General features: G+C 59.1%; 13 protein-coding genes and 2 pseudogenes. 12 read left to right on the top strand and 3 right to left on the bottom strand.

The genetic code is table 11. From position 1 onward, the window contains the following. Positions 1 to 13 precede the first annotated feature (13 nt). The 3 genes from BLT55_RS08660 to glgB are packed head-to-tail and all read left to right on the top strand — an operon-like array spanning position 14 to position 7,609. Positions 14 to 2,032: an alpha-1,4-glucan--maltose-1-phosphate maltosyltransferase gene (locus BLT55_RS08660; RefSeq protein WP_055000530.1), complete on the top strand. Its 2,019-nt coding sequence runs from the start codon at positions 14 to 16 to the stop codon at positions 2,030 to 2,032. 19 nt (positions 2,033 to 2,051) lie between these two features. Continuing rightward, positions 2,052 to 5,378, top strand: coding sequence for a maltose alpha-D-glucosyltransferase (gene treS / locus BLT55_RS08655; RefSeq protein WP_055000531.1), 3,327 nt, complete (start codon positions 2,052 to 2,054; stop codon positions 5,376 to 5,378). Next, positions 5,375 to 7,609, top strand: coding sequence for a 1,4-alpha-glucan branching protein GlgB (glgB, locus tag BLT55_RS08650; RefSeq protein WP_055000532.1), 2,235 nt, complete (start codon positions 5,375 to 5,377; stop codon positions 7,607 to 7,609). The genes treS and glgB overlap by 4 nt, the downstream gene beginning before the upstream one ends. Positions 7,610 to 7,627: 18 nt before the next feature. On the opposite strand, the pseudogene BLT55_RS08645 reads toward glgB, so the two are convergent. Together BLT55_RS08645 and BLT55_RS08640 are read right to left on the bottom strand one after the other, a co-directional pair. After that, positions 7,628 to 10,383 (bottom strand): annotated as a pseudogene (locus tag BLT55_RS08645) (autotransporter family protein). A 258-nt stretch (positions 10,384 to 10,641) separates the two neighbouring features. Next, the gene (locus tag BLT55_RS08640) at positions 10,642 to 11,718 is read right to left on the bottom strand and encodes an MFS transporter (RefSeq protein WP_055001945.1); all 1,077 of its coding nucleotides are present in this window, start codon (positions 11,716 to 11,718) and stop codon (positions 10,642 to 10,644) included. A 165-nt stretch (positions 11,719 to 11,883) separates the two neighbouring features. Here BLT55_RS08640 and BLT55_RS08635 point away from each other — a divergent pair, with 165 nt between their 5' ends. Continuing rightward, positions 11,884 to 13,017, top strand: coding sequence for a lactonase family protein (locus BLT55_RS08635; protein WP_055001946.1), 1,134 nt, complete (start codon positions 11,884 to 11,886; stop codon positions 13,015 to 13,017). A 70-nt stretch (positions 13,018 to 13,087) separates the two neighbouring features. On the opposite strand, the gene BLT55_RS08630 is transcribed toward BLT55_RS08635, so the two are convergent. Continuing rightward, a complete protein-coding gene (locus BLT55_RS08630; protein ID WP_007251865.1) occupies positions 13,088 to 14,677 on the bottom strand; it encodes an ABC-F family ATPase in 1,590 nt (529 codons plus the stop codon). A gap of 708 nt (positions 14,678 to 15,385) precedes the next feature. Between BLT55_RS08630 and BLT55_RS08620 the strand changes: the two are divergent. From BLT55_RS08620 to BLT55_RS08580, 8 genes and pseudogenes are all read left to right on the top strand, one after another. Continuing rightward, positions 15,386 to 16,363, top strand: a pseudogene (locus BLT55_RS08620) (IS5 family transposase). 446 nt (positions 16,364 to 16,809) lie between these two features. Continuing rightward, the gene (locus BLT55_RS08610; RefSeq protein WP_055000752.1) at positions 16,810 to 17,511 is read left to right on the top strand and encodes a DUF3053 domain-containing protein; all 702 of its coding nucleotides are present in this window, start codon (positions 16,810 to 16,812) and stop codon (positions 17,509 to 17,511) included. 99 nt (positions 17,512 to 17,610) lie between these two features. Further along, complete coding sequence (locus BLT55_RS08605) at positions 17,611 to 18,159, top strand: GNAT family N-acetyltransferase (RefSeq protein WP_055000751.1); 549 nt, start codon at positions 17,611 to 17,613, stop codon at positions 18,157 to 18,159. A gap of 108 nt (positions 18,160 to 18,267) precedes the next feature. After that, a complete protein-coding gene (locus BLT55_RS08600) occupies positions 18,268 to 18,693 on the top strand; it encodes a DUF3830 family protein (protein ID WP_055000750.1) in 426 nt (141 codons plus the stop codon). Positions 18,694 to 18,829: 136 nt separating this feature from the next. Then, positions 18,830 to 19,273 (top strand): hemerythrin domain-containing protein, encoded by a 444-nt coding sequence (locus BLT55_RS08595; protein WP_055000749.1) that lies wholly within the window; start codon positions 18,830 to 18,832, stop codon positions 19,271 to 19,273. Between the two features lie 48 nt (positions 19,274 to 19,321). Continuing rightward, complete coding sequence (locus BLT55_RS34500) at positions 19,322 to 19,681, top strand: hypothetical protein (RefSeq protein WP_055000748.1); 360 nt, start codon at positions 19,322 to 19,324, stop codon at positions 19,679 to 19,681. 681 nt (positions 19,682 to 20,362) lie between these two features. Then, positions 20,363 to 21,214: a transporter substrate-binding domain-containing protein gene (locus BLT55_RS08585; RefSeq protein ID WP_024646991.1), complete on the top strand. Its 852-nt coding sequence runs from the start codon at positions 20,363 to 20,365 to the stop codon at positions 21,212 to 21,214. 63 nt (positions 21,215 to 21,277) lie between these two features. After that, entirely contained in the window at positions 21,278 to 21,940 is a 663-nt protein-coding gene (locus BLT55_RS08580; RefSeq protein ID WP_055000747.1) for an amino acid ABC transporter permease, read from the top strand. Positions 21,941 to 21,944: the final 4 nt, after the last annotated feature.

Here is a 21,944-nt window from a genome sequence, read left to right as displayed (position 1 = left end):
GGAGTGATGCTCGATGAATGAACAGCCATACGGTCCGGATTCCCTGGCCACCGATGTACCGCACCCGACCCAACCCTTGTCGCTGACCCAGGCGCTGCAGCTGCCACGCATCGTGATCGAAGACACGCTGCCTGTGATAGATGGTGGATTGTTTGCGGCCAAGGCAATCATCGGGCAACCGGTTACCGTCACCAGCAAAATTTATGCGGACGGCCACGACAAGATGGCCGTCAATGTTCGCTGGCGCGCTGCTGATGAAGAGCACTGGCAGAGCGCACCGCTGCACGAACTGGGCAACGACAGTTGGGTCGGTGAGTTCACCCCGACCTCGGTCAGCCGTTATGTGTTTCAACTCGAAGCCTGGATCGATCAGTTCGGCAGCTATTGCTATGAACTGGAGAAGAAGTTTTCTGCAGGCGTGCCCATCGATCTGGAACTGGAAGAAGGGCGTATTCATCTGACCAAGGCTGCCGAACGCAGTCAGGATCAGCAGCGTGAGCAGATCGAAAACCTGCTGGCGCGACTGGATCAGGCCGACAGCATCGAGAAGGTCGCGCTGTTGCTGCACAGCGACACCGCGAGCCTGATGAAACAGGCCGATAACCATGCATTCCTCAGCCGTAGCCTGGAATACCCGCTGGACGTAGAGCGAGAACTGGCCCAGTTCGCCAGTTGGTACGAGTTGTTTCCGCGCTCGATCACCGATGACAAAGCACGCCACGGCACCTTCAACGACGTCCATTCGCGCTTGCCGATGATTCGCGACATGGGTTTCGACGTGCTGTATTTCCCGCCGATTCATCCTATCGGTCGCGCACACCGCAAAGGCCCGAACAACTCATTGACCGCTGGCCAGGACGATCCGGGCAGCCCATATGCCATCGGCAGCGAGGAAGGTGGTCATGACGCCATACATCCGCAGTTGGGCAGTCTTGAAGACTTCCGCAACCTGGTGAAAGCCGCTGCCGACCACGGTCTCGAAATCGCACTCGATTTTGCGATTCAGTGTTCGCAGGACCACCCATGGCTCAAGCAGCACCCGGGCTGGTTCTCCTGGCGTCCGGACGGCACCATCCGCTATGCGGAGAATCCGCCGAAAAAGTACCAGGACATCGTTAACGTCGACTTTTATGCGCCGGATGCCATTCCGGGCCTGTGGCTGGAACTGCGTGACATCGTGCTGGGCTGGGTCAAGGAAGGCGTGAAGATTTTCCGCGTCGATAATCCGCACACCAAGCCGCTGCCGTTCTGGCAGTGGATGATCGGTGAAGTACGCGGTCAGCATCCTGAAGTGATGTTCCTCGCCGAAGCGTTCACCAAGCCAGCCATGATGGCGCGTCTGGGCAAGGTCGGTTACACCCAGAGTTACACCTATTTCACCTGGCGCAACACCAAGGCCGAGCTGTCGGAATATTTCACCGAGCTCAACGAAGTGCCATGGCGCGACTGCTACCGCCCGAACTTCTTCGTCAACACACCGGACATCAACCCGCGGTTCCTGCATGAATCGGGGCGCCCGGGCTTTCTGATTCGTGCGGCACTGGCGACCATGGGTTCAGGCCTGTGGGGCATGTATTCCGGTTTCGAGCTGTGCGAAGCGGCACCGATTCCGGGCAAGGAAGAGTACCTGGATTCGGAGAAATACGAGATCCGCGTGCGCGACTTCACGGCACCCGGCAACATCATTGCCGAAATTGCCCAGCTCAACCGTATCCGCCGTCAGAACCCGGCCTTGCAGACGCATCTGGGGCTGAAGCTGTACAACGCGTGGAACGACAACATTCTGTACTTCGGCAAGCGCAGCGCAGATGGCAGCAACTTCATTCTGGTTGCAGTCAATCTCGATCCGCATAACGCGCAGGAAGCGGATTTCGAACTGCCGCTGTGGGAGATGGGCCTTCCGGACGATGCCGCGACTTCCGGCGAAGACCTGATGACCGGGCACCGCTGGACCTGGTACGGCAAGTATCAGCATACGCGTCTCGACCCGTCGCAACCTTTTGGAATCTGGCGTATCCAGGCCTCGCAGTAACACTCCCAAGGAGTCAGCAATGGCTAAGAAACCCGGTGAAGCGACATTTATCAAAGACCCGCTCTGGTACAAGGATGCGGTGATCTATCAGGTTCACGTGAAGTCGTTCTTCGATGCCAACAATGACGGGATCGGCGACTTTGCGGGGCTGATCGAGAAGCTCGACTACATTGCCGCGCTGGGAGTCAATACCATCTGGCTGTTGCCGTTCTATCCATCGCCCCGTCGCGATGATGGCTATGACATCTCGGAATACCGCGATGTGCACAGTGATTACGGCACCATGGCAGATGCCAAGCGCTTTATTGCCCAGGCGCACAAGCGTGGCTTGCGGGTGATCAGCGAACTGGTCATCAACCACACGTCCGACCAGCACCCGTGGTTTCAGAAGGCACGTAATGCCAAGCCTGGCTCCAAGGCACGGGACTTCTATGTCTGGTCGGATACTGATCAGAAGTATGACGGCACGCGCATCATCTTTCTTGATACCGAAACCTCCAACTGGACCTGGGACCCGGTCGCCGGCCAGTACTTCTGGCACCGCTTCTATTCTCACCAGCCGGACCTGAACTTCGATAACCCGCACGTGCTGGAAGCGGTGCTCGAAGTCATGCGCTTCTGGCTGGATCTGGGCATCGACGGCCTGCGTCTGGATGCCATCCCTTACCTGATCGAACGGGACGGCACCCACAACGAGAACCTGCCTGAGACCCATCAGGTGCTCAAGCGTATCCGTGCCGAGATCGACGCGAATTACCCGGACCGCATGCTGCTGGCCGAAGCCAACCAATGGCCCGAGGACACGCAACTGTATTTCGGTGACAGCAACGGGCCGGACGGCGACGAATGCCACATGGCCTTTCACTTCCCGCTGATGCCGCGCATGTACATGGCGCTGGCGCAGGAAGACCGTTTTCCGATCACCGATATCCTGCGTCAGACCCCGGCCATTCCGGACAATTGCCAATGGGCGATTTTCCTGCGTAACCACGATGAGCTGACCCTGGAAATGGTCACTGATCGTGAGCGTGATTACCTGTGGAACTACTACGCTGCCGACCGCCGTGCGCGGATCAATCTGGGGATTCGTCGCCGTCTGGCGCCCTTGGTCGCCCGCGACCGCCGGCGTGTCGAACTGCTGAACAGCATGCTGCTGTCGATGCCCGGCACGCCAACCCTGTATTACGGCGATGAAATCGGCATGGGCGATAACATCTACCTGGGCGACCGGGACGGTGTGCGCACGCCGATGCAGTGGTCCATCGACCGCAATGGCGGGTTTTCACGCGCTGACCCGGCCAGCCTGGTGCTGCCGCCGATCATGGACCCGATGTACGGCTTCCAGTCGGTCAACGTCGAGAGTCAGGAGCGCGACCCGCATTCGCTGCTGAATTGGAACCGACGCATGCTGGCCGTGCGCAAGCAGCAAAAAGCTTTCGGGCGCGGCACGCTGAAAATGCTCTCGCCGTCGAACCGGCGCATTCTTGCTTACACCCGTGAATACACAGCGCCCGATGGCCACAATGAAATCGTTTTGTGTGTGGCCAACGTCTCCAGCGCTGCCCAGGCTGCCGAACTTGAGTTGTCGGCGTATGCGGGCACTGTCCCGGTAGAAATGCTTGGCGGCAGTGCATTTCCGCCCATCGGCCAGTTGAGCTATCTGCTGACGCTCCCGCCGTATGGTTTTTATTGGTTTCTACTGGCTTCGGAGAATCAAATGCCCAGTTGGCACGTTGAACCCGCGCAAAGCATGCCGGACTTTCCGACCCTGGTGCTCAAAAAGCATCTTGAAGAACTGCTCGACGAACCGCTGCGCGGCACCATGGAAAACACCTCGCTGGCGAACTATTTGCCGAAACGCCGCTGGTTCGGTGGCAAGGACAAGCCCATCGAGCAAGTCCGGATTGCCTACGCCGTGCGCTTTGGCGACGAGGCGCATCCGGTCCTGCTCAGTGAAATCGAAGTCACCGCAGACGGGCAGACCGAGCGTTATCAGTTGCCATTCGGCCTGCTGGCTGAAGACGACATCAGCAGCGCACTGCCACAACAACTGGCGCTTGCCAGGGTTCGTCGCAACCGCGATGTCGGCCTGATTACCGATGCGTTTACTCTGGAAACCTTTATCCGCGCGGTCATCAAGGGCATGCAGTCGCAGACCGTGATCCCGTGCGCCGATGGTGAGCTGCGTTTCGAGCCGAGTTCGCAACTGGCGCCATTGGGCCTGAGCGACGAGTCGGAGGTTCGCTACCTGTCCGCCGAGCAGTCCAACAGTTCGGTCGTGGTGGGCAGCAGCGTGGTGCTCAAGCTGATCCGCAAGGTCAGCGCCGGGACACACCCGGAACTGGAGATGGGCGCTTTCCTGACCCAGGCCGGTTTCAAGAACATTTCGCCATTGCTGGGCTCGCTGGTGCGGGTCGGCAACGACGGCAAGCCGAATCTGCTGATGATTGCACAAGGCTACCTGAGCAATCAGGGCGACGCCTGGGAATGGACGCAGAACAACCTTGAACGCGCGGTGCGTGACGAGCTGGCGCACGGTGTATCCGGTCAGGAGCAGCACTTCAACGCGCTGCTCGAACTGGCGGATTTCTCGCGCAGCCTGGGTCAGCGCTTGGGTGAAATGCATCAGATACTCGCGGCACCGACCGAAAATCCGGATTTCGCCGTCGAAGTCACCAGCGTTGCCGACAGCAAGGCGTCTGCGACCAGCGTCAACGCGCAGCTTGATCGTGCGTTGCAATTGCTGGAGCAGCGCAAGGGCGATCTGGATGAAGACGATCAGCAACTGGTCGATGACTTGCTGGCGCATCGCAAGCAGATTCGGCAGCGTGTCGACGGCCTTGCCAAGCGTTCTGCGGGTGGCCTGCGCATTCGCGTGCATGGCGACCTGCACCTGGGGCAGGTGCTGGTGGTCAAGGGCGATGCCTATCTGATCGATTTCGAGGGCGAGCCGGCTCGTGCGCTGGAAGAACGCCGCGCCAAGCACAGCCCGTTCAAGGATGTCAGCGGGGTACTGCGCTCGTTCGATTACGCCGCAGCCATGGCTGTGCGCAGTGCACAAAGCGTCGACACCTCGCCAGAGGCTGCGACTGCGCGCAAGCGCGTCGCCGAGACGTATCTGTCGCAGGCCCGTGCAGCCTTTATCGAAGGCTATCGCTCGGCAACTGCCGAAATGGCCCATGCCTGGAAAGATGCAAAAGGGGAGGACGCTGCGCTGGAACTGTTCACCCTTGAAAAAGCTGCTTATGAAGTGATCTACGAGGCCGAGAATCGCCCAGCCTGGCTGGCCGTACCGTTGCAGGGCCTGCGTGGATTGCTGCAATCGTCTGATGGAGAGTCAATATGAATGCGCCTGACAAAGTCGGCACGGGCCGCCAAGCGATACCCGCTGCTGTGGATCTGGATGCGCTGATTCGAGCCGAACATCGTGACCCGTTTTCGATCCTCGGCCCGCACGGCGATGGCGGCAGCGGACAGTTTGTCCGCGCCTACCTGCCCGGCGCCCTGAGTGTCCGCCTTTTGGCCAGAGACGATGGCCGCGAGCTGGGCGAAATGGAAATGAGCGAAGTGCCCGGCTTTTTCGTCGGCCGCCTCGATCAGCCGCAGCCGTACCTGTTGAAAATCAACTGGGCCGGCGGTGAGCAGATCACTGAGGATCCTTACAGCTTCGGCCCGCTACTGGGCGAAATGGACTTGTATCTGTTCGCCGAGGGCAACCACCGCGACCTGAGCAGCTGCCTTGGCGCGCAAGTGACCAACGTCGACGGTGTCGATGGCGTGCGCTTCGCAGTCTGGGCACCAAATGCACGACGTGTGTCCGTGGTCGGCAGTTTCAATAACTGGGATGGCCGTCGCCATCCGATGCGTCTGCGGCACCCGACGGGCGTCTGGGAGCTATTCGTCCCGCGTCTGCAACCCGGTGAAGTCTACAAGTACGAGATCCTCGGTCAGCATGGCATTCTGCCGCTGAAAAGCGATCCGATGGCGCTGGCGACCACTTTGCCGCCTGACACCGCGTCGAAAATCTCCGCGCCGTTGCAGTTCGAATGGCACGACGACAGCTGGCTGCAATCGCGTGCCGAACGTCATGCCGCCTCCGCACCGCTGTCGATCTATGAGCTGCATGCAGGCTCGTGGCAGATGGAACAGAACGACGAAGGCCAGTGGCGGCAGTTCAACTGGCGCGAGCTGGCTGATCGCCTGATCCCTTACGTCAAGGAGCTGGGTTTCACGCACATCGAACTGATGCCGATCATGGAACACCCGTTCGGCGGTTCATGGGGCTACCAGCTGCTGGCGCAGTTCGCACCGACAGCACGTTACGGGTCGCCCGAGGATTTTGCCGCATTCGTCGACGCCTGCCACCAGGCAGAAATCGGCGTCATTCTCGATTGGGTACCGGCGCATTTCCCTACCGACACCCATGGTCTGGCGCAATTCGACGGCACCGCACTGTATGGGTACGCCGATCCCAAGGAAGGCTTTCATCAGGATTGGGACACGTTGATTTACAACCTGGGGCGCACCGAGGTTCACGGTTTCATGCTGGCGTCGGCGCTGCACTGGCTCAAGCATTACCATATCGACGGTCTGCGCGTGGATGCGGTGGCCTCCATGCTGTATCGCGACTATTCGCGCAAGGCCGGCGAGTGGGTACCCAACCGGCACGGCGGGCGCGAGAACCTGGAAGCCATCGACTTCCTGCGCCATCTCAATGATGTAGTCGCGCTGGAAGCTCCGGGCACCATGGTCATCGCCGAAGAATCCACCGCCTGGCCCGGCGTCAGCGAGTCGACCCAGAAGGGTGGCCTCGGCTTCAGTTACAAGTGGAACATGGGCTGGATGAATGATTCGCTGCGTTACATGGAGCAGGACCCGATTCACCGTGAGCACCACCACGGCGAGTTGACGTTCAGCCTGGTTTACGCCTACTCCGAGCGCTTCGTTCTGCCGATTTCCCATGATGAAGTCGTTCATGGCAAGCATTCGCTGATCGACAAGATGCCGGGCGACCGCTGGCAGAAGTTTGCCAACTTGCGTGCGTATCTGTCGTTCATGTGGACGCATCCGGGCAAGAAACTGCTGTTCATGGGCTGCGAGTTCGGGCAATGGCGCGAGTGGAATCACGATCAGCAACTGGACTGGTACTTGTTGCAATACGCTGATCACGTCGGCGTCAAGCAACTGGTCAGCGACCTGAATCGTATCTACCGTCAGGAGAAGGCGTTGCACGAGCTGGACACTGACCCGCAGGGCTTCCAGTGGCTGATCGGCGACGACCAGGCCAACAGCGTCTTCGCGTACCTGCGCCGGAGCAAGGATGGCGAGCCTTTGCTGGTGGTCGCCAACATGACCCCGGTGCCGCGCCTGAATTATCGGATTGGCGCGCCGGTCGAGGGCGCATGGGTCGAGTTGCTCAACAGCGATGCCGAAACTTACGCCGGTTCGAACTTCGGCAACGGCGGAGAAGTCATCGCCCAGAGCGACGAGGCGCATGGCATGCCTGCCTCGCTGAGCCTTAACCTGCCACCGTTGGCCGTGCTGATTCTCAAGCCTAAAAAGGCCGATGAGGCATAGGCCAAAACGGTTTTCCCGTTACCACGCCAGCCTGGCTCCCAGGCTGGCGCTGACACCGTTCCGATCGTGATTGTGCAGGTCGCGGCTGTAGTTCGCCTCCCAGTACAGACTTGTTGCGCTGGACATTTTTGCCACCATCCCCCCGCCAAGACTGGCCGTCGTTGACCGATGCTCGGTCCTGATCTGCTGTACCCGATCGAAAGTCACTGCATCATGACCGTCTGCGTTGCGCCATAGATTGGCGCGAAGGTAGGGTTCGATCGGCATTTTTCTTATCTGATAGCTGCCTTTGAAACGCGCGCCAATGCGCAGCGTCGTGTGACGCTGATTATCGAACCCGATGCGGGAAATACCATCGTGCTGGTCGTCGAGCGCTGATGCGCTGATGGATGATTTGCGCCTGCGGCTCGACCACCCAGCGCGATGACAGGGGCAGTGGATACCCCGTTTCCAGAGACAGGCTCAGGGCATGCCCTTCGGTGTCGATGCGCAGGCCACGGTCGGAGCGGCTGTAACCGTCCAGGCGTGTGCCCATCGCTAAGGCATCGACGTATCCGCCACTGGGTGCGATCAGCGTCCAGTAAGCGCCAAGGCTGTCGCCGGTCAGTTTCCTACGACCGGTACGGCACTCTTCGAAGCCGCCGGCAAAGCCTTTGACCCGGCCATCCAGACGGTTATGGGCGACAAACAGCCCCACGCGCTGACTCCACTCGTTGGCCATTTGCCAGGCGTACAGATCGTGACCGATCTGATACCCCTTGGATGATGCGTCGAGAGCCGGGCTGACGTCGCCGGCCCATTGCTGTCTGACGTCACTGCCGAACACTCGGGCCCAGCCTGCGGGGGTTACCCCTGACTGGGTAAGCAGACGCTGATCGCCCTGACGCTCATGAAAGGTGCCCAGCGAACTTGACGCCAGTGCCGCTGCCGCTGGCGACACTACGGCGTAAGTGGCGACTTCCGGGCGATACAGGATGATGGGCGGCGCTCCGGGCACAGGCGCGGGCAGGGGCGGTGTGCCCAGGGCCGGAACGGGCAGGGCGAGCGCGGGCGGCTGCGGTGGCGGGCTGGCAGGCGGAACTATGGGGGTGGGTGTCGGCGTAGGGCCAGGCACAGGTGTCGGGCTTGGTGTCGGCGTTGGTGTGGGCTCAGGAGTCGGAGTGGGAATGGGAGTCGGCGCGGGTTCGGGTTGAGGTTCGGGTTGAGGTTCAGGTTCAGGTTCAGGCTCCGGCCCGGGATTCGGCTCTGGTACCGGTTCAGGGGCAGGGGGCGTTACCGGGGCGGGTTCTGGCGGAATGACCGGGGCGGGCTCGGCAGGGGAAATGACCGCCGAACGCAGATACCAGCTGTTTTCGGAGCCCGCCGTAGCGCCGCCTTTGAACAGGTAATACTGATAAGCCCCCACAGACAGCGAGTTTTGCAACCGGAATGCCGCGCTGTCGCTGGTTGCACCTTCGCTGGCCTCTACCACCTCGATCCCGTTGCCCCGGGTCAGCGCACCCGGGCCACCAAGGTTGCTAACGGTCATGGACGTCGAACCTCCAATATGACCCTGCGCGACCACCAGTCTGTCGCTGGGCGACGTTTCATCGCCCAGCACCGAGCGCAGCAGCAGTCGCCCGTCCTGGCCTGTGTAGTTGCCTCTGATCAACAGGGTGTTTGTCAGCGGACTGCCACTCAGGTCTAGCGTGCCAGCGTTATTGAGCGTGGCACGGGATGTCGCATTGAACGGAACGACACTGCCCGACGACACTGATGTCAGGGTGCTCCCGGCTCCCACATTCAGGACACCGGTATTGCTGACGCTGTCGCCCAGAATCAGCTTGCCGGCCAGATCCAGCTGCGTGCTGTTCTCCAGACTGACCGTTTCCCAGTTAGCGTAACGCTCCGGGCGTGCGGAGTGGGTGTTGTCGAAGGTCAGCACGTCATCGCCCGGCCCGCCATCGAGCAGCGAACTGGCGCTCAGAAAATATTCGCTCAGGTTGTACAGGCGCGCGGTGTCATTGCCGTCGGCCATCGCCACACTGGTGCGTACGTAACCACCGTTGAGCCAGTTGAAGCTGTCGTTACCGAAGCTGGCGCGTATGCCGCCGCGGATTTCGCCACCGCTGATGGTTATCTGGTCATCGCCACCGCTGACGCTGACGGCCCCCCCCGATGCTGCCACCCGACAGGGTGATCGTGTCCCTGCCAAACCCGGTCACCAGATTGTTGATAATGCTGCCGCCGGACATCTCGAAGACATTGTTATCCAGCTTCATGTCGACCCGGCCGATGGTGCCGCCGGTCATCACCGCGCGGTCGCCGTCTTCGAAAGCCCGGGTGATCGTGCCGCCGCTCATGAGGAAAGTGTCCAGCCCGTCACCCTGTGCCAGCGAGCCCAGCGTACCGCCACTCATGACGAAGTCGTCCGGGTCATTGCCTTGATTGAGGTCGCCGCTGATTTCACCTGCGGTCAGGATGAACCGGTCGACGCCAGCGGCCTGGGTGATGTTGCCCTGAATCCGGCCGGACTGCATGTCGATGCTGTCGACCCCCGGTCCATAGATGATGTTGCCTGTGACAATGCCGGTTCCTCCGGCCGGGAATATCAGTATGTGGTTACCGGTCAGGCCGGTAAAGGCAGCGCTGGTGCCGCTGTCGCAGATCGAAACGCCGTTTTCGTTCTGGGCGCCAGGGTTGCATGCGCCTTCAGCATGGGGAGGCACAATGATCAATATGAGGAACGGCAGGACTTTATGGGTGTAGCGAAGAGAAATAACACGGTTGCTCATGACTGCTCTCCCGATCAAGTGGTCAGGGAGAGGCAATTGAGGGTTTCAGATGCCCGGCTGCCACGCGAATCTCGTCGCGACAGAGACTTGGCGACGGCTGATTTGCCAGCCTGTTCGAGGCCCGCAGCATCAAGTCAAGAAGGCATTGCCACTGGCGTCAAGATAATGACCGACCGGCGGCAGCTTTTCGTTGCAGTGACTTAAGTGTTGGAACAAGCAGCAAAAAGCTTATGCACGAAAGGTATGAGAGAGCCGGTTTCAGGCGTGCAGACGGGCTCGGCGGGCCAGCCAGAGTGTCAGCCCCAGTGCGCCGATCGACAGCAGCGACGCGTAGAAAAAAATCCAGTCGTAGCCCTGACCCAAAGCGATGGCTCCCATGACCGGGCCCGCAATGGCCAGCGCCAGATCGAAGAACACCGCGTACGCACTCAGGCCTGCGCCACGGCTGGGCGTTGGCACGCTTTTGATGGCTTCGACCCCCAGCGCCGGGTAGACCAGCGACAGGCCCAGCCCGGTCAGCCCGGCCCCTGCGAGCGCGAAGCCGATATTCGGCGCAAGCCATAGCATCAACAACCCGCAGGTTTCGACCGCCATGCACACGATGGCGGTGTTGTAGCCACCGAAGCGGTTGATGGCGCCGATGAACAGCAGGCGCGCGAGGATGAAGCACACGCCAAACATGCTCAGGCAGTATGCCGCGCCTTCCCAGCCACGGCTCAGGTAGAAGAGGGTGATGAACGTGGTCAGCGTGCCGTAGCCGATGGAGGATAAGGTCAGGCCCATGCCATATGGCGCGATCCGGCCGAACACCGACCAGTACGGCAGGCGTTCGCCGACGATGACCGGCACCGAAGGTTTGTTGCGGATCAACATCAGCGCCGCGCCTGCCATGAGCATCAAGGCGATGCCCAGGCTGTTGAAACCCACCGCATCAATGACCAGCACGCCCAGCGGTGCGCCAATGGCGATGGCGCCATAGGATGCAATGCCGTTCCAGGAGATCGAACGAGCGGTGTGTTCTGCACCGACCTTGCCGATACACCAATTGATGGTGCCGACGCCGATGAGCCCTTGCGACACACCGAGAAACAGTCGCGCCACGATCAGGATCGTCAGGCTCGCCCGGCCCGCAAAGGGGCGGCTGAGCAAAGTGGCGAGGTATTGCGAGGCGATGGCCACCCCGGCAATCAACGGGCTGAAACCCAACTGGTCGTGGACATAGCCGGGCAACACGGCAATGGGCAAGCCGATGCACAGGAAGGCGATGAAGGTGTAGAAAACGATGGAGACAATTTGCAGAGTAATCGTCATGGAACCGATGTGCGCGGCAGGCATTGGACTCTTCGCTGGCAGGCGGTGGGAGTGTTCCCATGATGGCGTGCGCCGAGGATAAATGAAAGCAGGCTAACGATTTGATTCGTGCGTTCAGCCGGTTGTTGCCGAGCGGCATGGATCAGTCATAGGATGACTGACTACAACACAATAACAAAAAGGTCTGTCATGAGAAAAATCCTGTTGCTGGCCGCTGCAGTCGGCTGTTCGTTCGGTCTGCCTGTTCAGGCGTCCACCTTCGCTTACATCTCCAGTCCTGCAGACGGACTCCTCTCCCAGTACCGGCTGGACGAGACGAGCGGGGCGCTCAGCCTGGTCGAACAGACCCAGGCGGGCGATCAGGTCAACCCGATGGCGATTTCCCCGGACGGCAAGGCCTTGTTCGCTGCCCTACGTGCCAAGCCCTATCGGGTGCTGAGCTTCACTATCGAACCGGGGACCGGGCACCTCAAGCCGCTCAGCCAGGCGCCGCTCGCTGAAAGCCTGGCGTATCTGTCGACGGATCGCAGTGGACGTTTCCTGTTCGGCGCATCCTACGGCGCCGATCTGCTCAGCGTTCAGCCGATTGACGCGCAGCACCGTCCCAGCGACAGCATTGCAACCTACAAGACCGGCATGCACGCGCACTCAGTGCGTACCGACCCCAGCAACCGCTATGTGTACGCCGGAAACCTAGGCGTTGATCGCGTGCTGCAATACCGCCTCGAGCCCAAGGATGGCAAGCTGGTGCCCATCGGCGAAGGCTACGTGACGCTTGCCCAGAACAGCGGGCCGCGCCACTTGGCATTCTCAGCGGATGGCCGGTTTTTGTACGTGGTAGGTGAAATGAGCGGCACGGTCACTGCTTTCGCGATCAATCACACGACCGGCGCGCTGAAACAGGTCAGCCATGCCGAGGGCATTCCAGAGCGCCTGAAACTGGCCCCCGGACAGGCACGCGATGCGCGCAACAACGACCTCAAGGATGACCCGACGCCACGCATCTGGGCAGCCGATATACGCCTGGCGCCGGATGGCAAATGGCTGTTCGTCAGCGAGCGGACCAGCAGCAGTGTGTCGGTCTTCAAGGTCGCCCCGGCCACTGGCAAACTGACGTTCGCTGAAAACTACCCGGTCCAGGAAAAACAGCCGCGCAATATCGCCGTGTCGCCCAACGGGCACTGGTTGCTGGTCAGCGGAGAGAAAAGCGACACGGTCGGCAGCTACGCCATCGGGCCGGACGGTGCCTTGCAACGCGTCAGCGAGGCGCCTTCCGGTAAGGGTGCGCTGTGGATCGAGATGCTCAGCCAGCCGGGCTCGTAAACAGCCGGTTAACAAAAAGCCCTGTCATGAGACAGGGCTTTTCAGTAGGGCCGTACCGTCAGCGTGGTGCTTACAAGGCAACGCCCTGGCTGCGCAGGTAGTCGTCGTAAGTGCCGCTGAAGTCGATCACGCCACTCGGGCTGAGTTCGATGATGCGGGTTGCCAGCGAAGATACGAATTCCCGGTCGTGGCTGACGAAGATCAGCGTGCCTGGATAGTTTTCCAGCGCCAGGTTCAGCGCTTCGATGGATTCCATGTCCAGGTGGTTGGTCGGTTCGTCCATCACCAGCACGTTCGGCTTTTGCAGAATCAGCTTGCCGAACAGCATGCGACCCTGCTCACCACCGGAAATCACTTTGACCGACTTGAGAATTTCGTCGTTGGAGAACAGCATGCGGCCCAGCGTGCCACGGACGATCTGCTCGCCGCCCTGGGTCCATTGACCCATCCAGTCGAAGAGGGTGCTGTCGTCTTCGAAGTCGTGGGCGTGGTCCTGGGCGTAGTAACCGATTTCTGCGGCTTCGGTCCATTTGACCGAGCCGGCATCCGGTTGCAGCTCATTGACCAGCGTACGCAACAGAGTGGTCTTGCCGATGCCGTTCGGGCCGATGATCGCAACGCGCTCGCCCGCTTCGACCTGGAAGCTGAAATCCTTGAACAGCGTCTTGCCATCGAAGCCTTTGGCCATGCGCTCGACGATGACCGCCTGACGATGCAGCTTCTTGGTTTGCTCGAAACGAATGAACGGGCTCACGCGGCTTGAAGGCTTGACCTCGGCCAGCTGGATCTTGTCGATCGCCTTGGCGCGGGACGTGGCCTGCTTGGCTTTCGAGGCGTTGGCCGAGAAGCGGCTGACGAACGATTGCAGTTCGGTAATCTGCGCTTTCTTCTTGGCGTTGTCGGACAGCAACTGCTCGCGCGACTGGGTCGCCACGGTCATGTACTCGTCGTAGTTGCCCGGGAACAGACGCAACTCGCCGTAATCCAGGTCAGCCATGTGGGTGCACACGCTATTCAGGAAGTGACGGTCGTGGGAGATGATGATCATCAGGCTGTTACGCTGGGTCAGAATGTTTTCCAGCCAGCGAATGGTGTTGATGTCCAGGTGGTTGGTCGGTTCGTCGAGCAACAGCACTTCCGGGTCGGAGAACAACGCCTGCGCCAGCAGAACACGCAGCTTCCAGCCTGGCGACACTTCGCTCATCGGCCCGTTGTGCTGTTCGATGCCGATGCCCAGGCCCAGCAGGAGTTCACCGGCACGCGACTCGGCGGTATAACCATCCATTTCAGCGAACTCGGTTTCCAGCTCGGCGACAGCCATGCCGTCGTCTTCGCTCATTTCCGGCAGCGAGTAGATACGGTCGCGTTCGGCCTTGACCTTCCACAGCTCTTCGTGGCCCATGATCACGGTGTCGAGCACGGTGAATTCTTCGTAGGCGAACTGATCCTGGCGCAGCTTGCCCAGACGCACGTTCGGCTCCAGCATCACCTGGCCACCCGAAGGCTCGAGATCGCCGCCGAGGATTTTCATGAACGTGGATTTCCCGCAGCCGTTCGCGCCGATCAGGCCGTAACGGTTACCGGCAGCAAACTTGACCGAGACGTTCTCGAACAGGGGTTTGGCGCCGAACTGCATCGTGATGTTAGCTGTGGAGATCAATTACTTTACCTATCAATAGCTTATGGTGCGCTTATTTGGGCTGGGACCGATTTTTGGCCACATCTGTAGTCGTCCAGCCCGTTCCGGCCGAGCCTCAACTGAACCAGCGGGCATGCGTCGACAGCAACGGCAGTCTGCCGTGACTGCGTTGCCGGGAGATGAATGTGGGGGTTCATGCCAGACATTGGCGCGCATTGTCGCATAGGTCGGGCGGCAGTGACATGGCGGGACTGTCGGATTGAGACGGGATTTGGTCGAGAAAGCGGGGATGTTACCGCTGAAAAAGCGCAGGGATTCTTTTCCACAGCAGAGCCGGGTACCAGGCTGGTGTTCCTGACAGGCAATGGACAGAGGCCGACTTGACACCCGTGCGGGCGATATTCACTCGGCTTCTGTCCAGCGGGATACTACTCTCGGCCTCGTTTATGCTTCCGTTTTTTGAACCAGTTTCCCAGTGCATGGAAGGGGTGAATGAACATCGCGATCGCTCCAAGCAGAAAGACGATGGTGATAATGATCAGGCCCATGGCCTCGTGTGCAAACATCGTGATTGACTCCTGTTGTTCACTTTGTCGAGGAAAGGGTAGTCGCTGAAACGTTTCATCTCATGAAGAATTGTTAAGGAGGCGCTGCAAAAATAGCCAACTGTCCCCACCCTTGGCACACTAAGTTCCTTCAACAGCCTCCCTCTCCGTGAGCGTTACGCGCGTGCAGAAGACCTTCTCCGAACTCGAATATACCGGCAAGAAAAAGCAGACTCGCCGAGATCGCTTCCTGGCTGACCTTGAACAGTTGGTGCCCTGGGCCCTGCTGGAGGCGCAAGTGGCGCCGTTTTATAGCAACACCGCAGGCAAGCGCGGACGCCCTGCGATAGGGGTGTCGCGCATGTTGCGCATGTACGTCGTGCAGCAGTGTTTCGGTTTCTCCGATGAAGGTTGCGAAGATGCCGTCTACGACAGCCAGGCCATCCGCGGTTTTATGGGTATCGACCTGGGTCGCGAGTCTGCACCGGATGCCACCACCTTGCTGCGTTTTCGCCGCTTGCTGGAAGTCCATCAGCTAACCCGGCTGCTGTTTGAAACGATTAACCAGCATCTGGCCAGCCGGGGGCTGCTGCTCAAGGAAGGCACTATCGTCGACGCTACTCTGATCGCCGCGCCGCCCTCGGTCAAGAACCGAGAAGGCAAGCGTGATCCTGAGATGCATCAGGCCAGGAAAGGCAATCAATGGCACTTTGGGATGAAGGCCCACATTGGTGTAGACGCCACGTCGGGGCTGGTGCACAGCGTAGTAGGGACGGCCGCTAACGTGGCGGATGTCACCTAGGTTGGCCAGTTGCTTCACGGTGACGAAACCTATGTTTCGGGTGACGCTGGATACACCGGTGCGGCCAAGCGACCGGAGCATGCTGAACGGGACGTTATCTGGTCGATTGCAGAACGGCCAAGCAGTTACAAGCAGCACGGCGAAGGCAGCGTGCTGTATCGGGTCAAGCGCAAAATTGAATATGCCAAGGCGCAACTGCGTGCCAAGGTCGAGCACCCCTTCCAGGTAATCAAGGTGCGCTTCAATCATCGCAAGGTTCGCTACCGTGGGCTGGAAAAGAATACAGCGCAGTTGTTCAGTTTGTTTGGGTTGGCCAATCTGATGCTGGCCAAGCGGTATTTACAACAGACGGCAGGATAAATCCGTCTGAAAGGCGGGACTGGCCCGCCTTTCAGCAAAATGAGGGCAGAAATCTGCTCGAGAAACGTAAAATAAGGCCGGCAGGTTGAAAAAAACCGGCTTGGAAATGGGGACGGTGCGAACGGGTTAATTGTTCAGCGTCTCCTTAAGGAGGCGCTGATTTATTCGATTTTTCGTCCCTGCAACGCTCTGGAGGCCTTGATTTATCTGGGGGCAACAGCTGGGTTTTAGAATAAATCAGCGTCTCCTTAAGGAACTTTTTGCGCGGCTCAGCTTGCGGGTAAAGCCCCCGGCCTGACCGTAAACATGCGCGTGTTTTGTTTATTACCTGCAGGCCGGTAGCCAGCACGGAACTAGATCATCCCGTCACGAGACTATAAGCATGGCCGTATTCAGCGCTGTCGTTGCTCTGAACAGGCATTCTTATGATCTCGGAGGTCCATGACATGAAGTCCCTTTTCCGTCCCGGTTTGCTGCTGGCTGTCGCTTTACCCTTGTTACTGGCAGGCTGCGGCGACAAGGAGCCTGAGCAACGCGCCGCGTTCACTCAGTTCCTGCAAACCCGCATCATCGACAAGCAAGGCCTGCACGTACCCAAGTTGACGGAAGACGAGAAAAAGACCTTTGGTGATTACAGCTCACATTACGCGGTAATTTCGGATTTCGGCGCGGGCATGGACACTGCGGTACAGCCCTTGAGCAGCCTGATGCAGAAGGGTTCGTTTCATTCGGTGAGTGACGTGGTTCAGCGCCGTGGTGACCTTGCGGCAGTGCAGACAGGTCTGGACAAGGTCGGTGAACAACTGACCGTCGAACAGGGCAAGGCCGATGCTGCGCATGCGAAGTTGAAGCAGCCGGACGATTTGAAAGTGGTATATGACAAGGCTTACGACCGGACGGTCAGCGTGCCGGCGAATACCTTCCGCGAAGTATTGCCGCAAATCAAAGGTACTTTTGCGACAGGCCTGAAAGTGGCCGATTACATAGAAGCGCATAAGTCGCAGATCGATATTTCCGGCGCTGCCATTACCGTCAAAGACCCGGTGGTGCAGGCTGAACTCAACAAACTGCTGCAAGAGTTGAATGAGCAGGGCAAGAATGCTCAGCAGGCGCAGGGTCGTTTGCAATCACTCATAACGGGCCGCTAAGGCACAACAGCGGTCCCGGCCCGACGCGGTTGTCGGGCCATCCCGAGTCTCAGGTATGATGAGCGTTACGCTCACCTGACTCTCGGATTCAACGGACTGATGACCGCAACTTCCTCACTGGCAATCACCCTGCGCGATGCAACCCCCGACGATGCTTGTTGCCTGAGCGCCCTCGGCATGCAGGTGTTTCTGGACACTTATGCGACGCAAGGCATTCGTGATTCCATTGCCCGCGAAGCGCTCGAAGCGTTTGCTCCTCAGGCGTTTGCATCGTTACTTGCCGAACCGGTAAACATCATGATCAGGGTTGCCGAAGTGCAACGTCATTTGATCGGTTTCGCGCAAGTTGCCTTGCGCACCGACCACTCGATTGTGAGAGATCCGGACGCTGCCGAACTGCAACGGCTTTATGTGCAGGAACGCTTCACCGGACGCGGTGCCGGTGGTCAATTACTTGAAGCCGCCGAACAATGGGCCGCTCGCAAACAGGCGTCATTGCTGTGGGCTACGGTCTGGTCGGATAATCAGCGCGCGTTACGTTTTTATCCGCGTAAAGGCTATGAAGTAAAAGGCTTTCCCCACTATGAGTTTCAGGGCGAAATTCATGGCAACAGCCTGTTTGCCAAGGTTTTAAGCCGCTCTGTCTGACAAGACGTTATCTGCACGGGCTGAATACGTGAGGGATGACGGCGCACGGCAGGCGCGTTTATTCTTGCGCACCGTTTCAAATCCTGAGGCTTTTGGGGAGCACGTGCGTTGACCACCATTAAAATTACCGCTGGCGGATACGAATTTCTGGCGCAAGCCAACCCGGATGCACCGCAGACGGTCGAAGCGTTTCTGAAGTTGCTGCCTTATCGGCAGAAGTTCATTCACGTGCGCTGGAGTGGTGAAGGCTGTTGGGTGCCGCTGGATGATTACCAGTTGAAAGTCGACGACACGTTGATTGGTTTCGAGAACGCCACCAGCCATCCTTCAATGGGCGATATTCTTTTCTATCCGGGCGGTTACAGCGAGACCGAGATTATTCTCGCCTATGGCTCGTGTTGTTTTGCCAGCAAGATGGGGAAGTTGGCGGGCAATCATTTCCTGACCATTACCGAAGGCAAGGAAAACTTGCGCAAACTGGGTGTAAAAACGCTCTGGGAAGGCGCTCAGGACGTGGTTTTCGAGCTTGCCTGAGCAGGCTCATGGATGTGAAGTCGATGTGCGCTAAATGGGTGGTAGTCATTTGCCAGCTTTTTGGAACTGCTGATCTACGCCAAGGGTCTAGTCCACAATGCTTCCAGCTCCCGGAAGCCGACCTGGAGACAAGACCGTGAATATTTTTGAAGCATTGCGTGAGAGTCATGATCGTCAACGTGGTTATGCCGATGCGCTGATTCAGACCCATGGCGACAGCGAAGAGCGCGCAAAAGCGTACAAGCAGCTCAAGGAAGAACTGCAAGCTCACGAGACCGCCGAAGAGCGTTTCTTCTACATTCCGTTGATGGCCCACGACAATGGCGTGGACCTGAGCCGGCATGCCATTTCCGAGCACCATGAAATGGACGAGATGATGGATGAACTCGACGAGACCGAAATGTCCAGCCCGGCCTGGCTCGCGACCGCGAAAAAGCTATCGGAAAAAGTCCACCACCACTTGAAGGAAGAAGAGCAGAAGTTCTTCCAGATGGCAGGCAAGCTGCTCAACGAAAAGCAGAAGCAGAGCTTGGCTGGCGAGTACGTCAAGGAATACGAAGAGCAATTGGCCGAGAGCTGATACATCACTGCAATGCTAGAATCGGCTTTTTATCAGCGTGGGCATGACATGAAGTTTCTGTTTTTGACGAGTGCAGCGGTGATTGCGGCGGCGACCCTGGTCGGATGCGCAGCGCCTTCCAGTGCGGCGCGCTCGGCCGGGCCCTCGAAAATCCTGTCCAGCGCCAAGCAGGACGCTGCCGTTGCCCAATGCATCCAGGTGACCTGGCAGAACGAAGCGATGTTCGGCACGTCTTCGGACGTGTTCCTGCATGACCTGTCCGGCGGCGGCTTCACCGTGTTCACCACAGAATCGAAATACTTCGCCGACGTGCAGAGCAAAGGCCCGACCACCACAGTCGAGTTCTATGCCCCGCAAGGCGATACTCAGGCCGCGTTGCGCTCGGCGGCGATTGCCACCTGCCTCTAGTGGCGCTGGTCGTTGTATGCAAATCCGGATGAGCTGCTCGTGGCGAAAGTAATCAACCGGGCGCCGCTTCGCTTCTGTGGGATCGGACCGGGCGACGCTTCGCTTGTGTGGGAGCGGTCCGGGCGACGCTTCGTTTGTCCGCGAACTGCCGGAAACCGGCAGCAAAACCTGCCACCTCGGTTCACCAGACACAACCGAGGTCATCGGTTCCAGGGCCGCGTCGCAGCCCATCCCAACCGTCATAACCTCCTGAAGCTCCCACGCCCTCCGGGCAGAAGCCCGTTATGAGTGCGGACCGGGCGACGCCTCGTTTGTCCGCGATATACCGCTTTCTGTAGGAGCGGACTTGTCCGCGAACTGCCGGGAACCGGCAGCAAAACCTGCCACCCCGGTTCACCAGACGTAGCCGAGGTGCCTGGCTTGACACTCACCGCCCGATAACAGCGCACACGCACAAGAGTGGGGCCATACCACTCAATTGTGGCAATCAGTAGCGTTACCTCCCGAATCCATCCTCGCGCTCCCGTTCCGTTCGCTCATCCCAGCCTCTTGATTTTCCTCGACTTTTTCGCAAGGTATTTTCTGCCCGCTGCCTGTGGCACACTTTCTGCTGTCTATTCCGTTGTAGCATACCAGTATCCGCTATAGCGGAATAATGAATACCTCGGCGGAGTTTATGCCATGCATCGCGGACCTTCTTTTCTGAAAGCTTGTGCGTTTGTTCTTGCAGCCTCATTCACACTGGCCAATGCGGCGCAGGCCGCCGAGGGCAGTAAACTGGATGCCGTGTTGAAACGTGGCAACCTGATCGTTGGCACGGGCAGCACCAACGCGCCGTGGCACTTTCAGGGCGCTGACGGGAAACTGCAGGGGTTCGATATCGACATCGGCAGGATCATCGCCAAAGGCCTGTTCAACGACCCGAGCAAGGTCGAGTTCGTGGTGCAGTCCTCGGACGCCCGGATTCCCAATCTGCTAACCGACAAGGTCGACATCAGCTGCCAGTTCATCACCGTCACCGCCAGCCGCGCGCAACAGGTAGCGTTCACGCTGCCTTACTACCGCGAAGGGGTTGCCTTGCTGCTGCCGGCCAACAGCAAGTACAAGGAAATCGATGACCTGAAAGCCGCAGGCGATGGTGTGACGGTGGCCGTGCTGCAAAATGTGTACGCCGAAGAACTGGTCCACCAGGCGCTGCCCAAGGCCAAAGTCGATCAGTACGACAGCGTTGATCTGATGTATCAGGCGATCAACTCCGGCCGCGCCGATACCGCCGCCACCGATCAGTCATCGGTGAAATACCTGATGGTGCAAAACCCTGGTCGTTACCGCTCGCCAGCTTTTGCCTGGAGCCCGCAAACCTATGCCTGCGCGGTCAAGCGTGGTGATCAGGACTGGCTGAATTTCGTCAACACCGCCTTGCATGAAGCTATGACCGGCGTCGAGTTTCCGGCCTATGCCGCATCGTTCAAACAATGGTTCGGCGTGGACCTGCCGGTACCCGCGATCGGTTTCCCGATGGAATACAAATAAGTCGAATTTGACCTTCAAGGGCAGGGCGGGCCGTTTGGCCAGCCTTGTCATGTACGGGCGAACATGAACTATCAATTGAATTTTGATGCCGTTTGGCGGGACTTTCCCAGCCTGCTGGCCGGCCTGGGGCTCGGCCTGGAGCTGGCGCTGATCTCGATTGCCATCGGTTGCGTCATCGGCCTGATGAACGTCTTTGCACTGCTGTCACGCTACCGCGCGTTACGCATTGTGGCGTCGATCTACGTGACCGTGGTGCGCAACACGCCGATTCTGGTATTGATCCTGCTGATCTACTTCGCCTTGCCAGGGCTGGGCATTCGTCTGGACAAGCTGGCCTCGTTCATCGTCACCCTGTCGTTGTATGCCGGTGCTTACCTGACCGAGGTGTTCCGTGCCGGGTTGTTGAGCATTCACAAAGGGCAACGCGAAGCGGGCCTGGCCATCGGCCTGGGCGAGTGGCAAGTGCGGGCTTACATCATCGTGCCGGTGATGTTGCGCAACGTGCTGCCAGCGCTTTCGAACAACTTCATTTCGCTGTTCAAGGACACCTCGCTGGCGGCTGCAATTGCCGTACCGGAGCTGACCTATTACGCCCGCAAGATCAACGTCGAAAGCTATCGGGTGATTGAAACCTGGCTGGTGACCACTGCGCTGTACGTGGTCGCCTGCTATGTGATCGCCATGCTTTTGCGCGCCCTCGAACAACGTCTGGCGATTCGCCGCTAGGAGG

The sequence above is a fragment of the Pseudomonas cannabina genome (genome assembly GCF_900100365.1).
Classification (GTDB): Bacteria; Pseudomonadota; Gammaproteobacteria; order Pseudomonadales; family Pseudomonadaceae; genus Aquipseudomonas; species Aquipseudomonas cannabina.
This window is presented reverse-complemented; position numbering and strand designations above follow the sequence as displayed.

Excerpts from the sequence above, each read along its gene's own strand:
- glgB (WP_055000532.1), top strand. The coding sequence starts at position 5,375 with ATGAATGCGCCTGACAAAGTCGGCACGGGCCGCCAAGCGATACCCGCT.
- treS (WP_055000531.1), top strand. The coding sequence starts at position 2,052 with ATGGCTAAGAAACCCGGTGAAGCGACATTTATCAAAGACCCGCTCTGG.
- BLT55_RS08635 (WP_055001946.1), top strand. The coding sequence starts at position 11,884 with ATGAGAAAAATCCTGTTGCTGGCCGCTGCAGTCGGCTGTTCGTTCGGT.
- BLT55_RS08580 (WP_055000747.1), top strand. The coding sequence starts at position 21,278 with ATGAACTATCAATTGAATTTTGATGCCGTTTGGCGGGACTTTCCCAGC.
- BLT55_RS08610 (WP_055000752.1), top strand. The coding sequence starts at position 16,810 with ATGAAGTCCCTTTTCCGTCCCGGTTTGCTGCTGGCTGTCGCTTTACCC.
- BLT55_RS08585 (WP_024646991.1), top strand. The coding sequence starts at position 20,363 with ATGCATCGCGGACCTTCTTTTCTGAAAGCTTGTGCGTTTGTTCTTGCA.
- BLT55_RS08660 (WP_055000530.1), top strand. The coding sequence starts at position 14 with ATGAATGAACAGCCATACGGTCCGGATTCCCTGGCCACCGATGTACCG.
- BLT55_RS34500 (WP_055000748.1), top strand. The coding sequence starts at position 19,322 with ATGAAGTTTCTGTTTTTGACGAGTGCAGCGGTGATTGCGGCGGCGACC.
- BLT55_RS08605 (WP_055000751.1), top strand. The coding sequence starts at position 17,611 with ATGACCGCAACTTCCTCACTGGCAATCACCCTGCGCGATGCAACCCCC.
- BLT55_RS08640 (WP_055001945.1), bottom strand. The coding sequence starts at position 11,718 with ATGCCTGCCGCGCACATCGGTTCCATGACGATTACTCTGCAAATTGTC.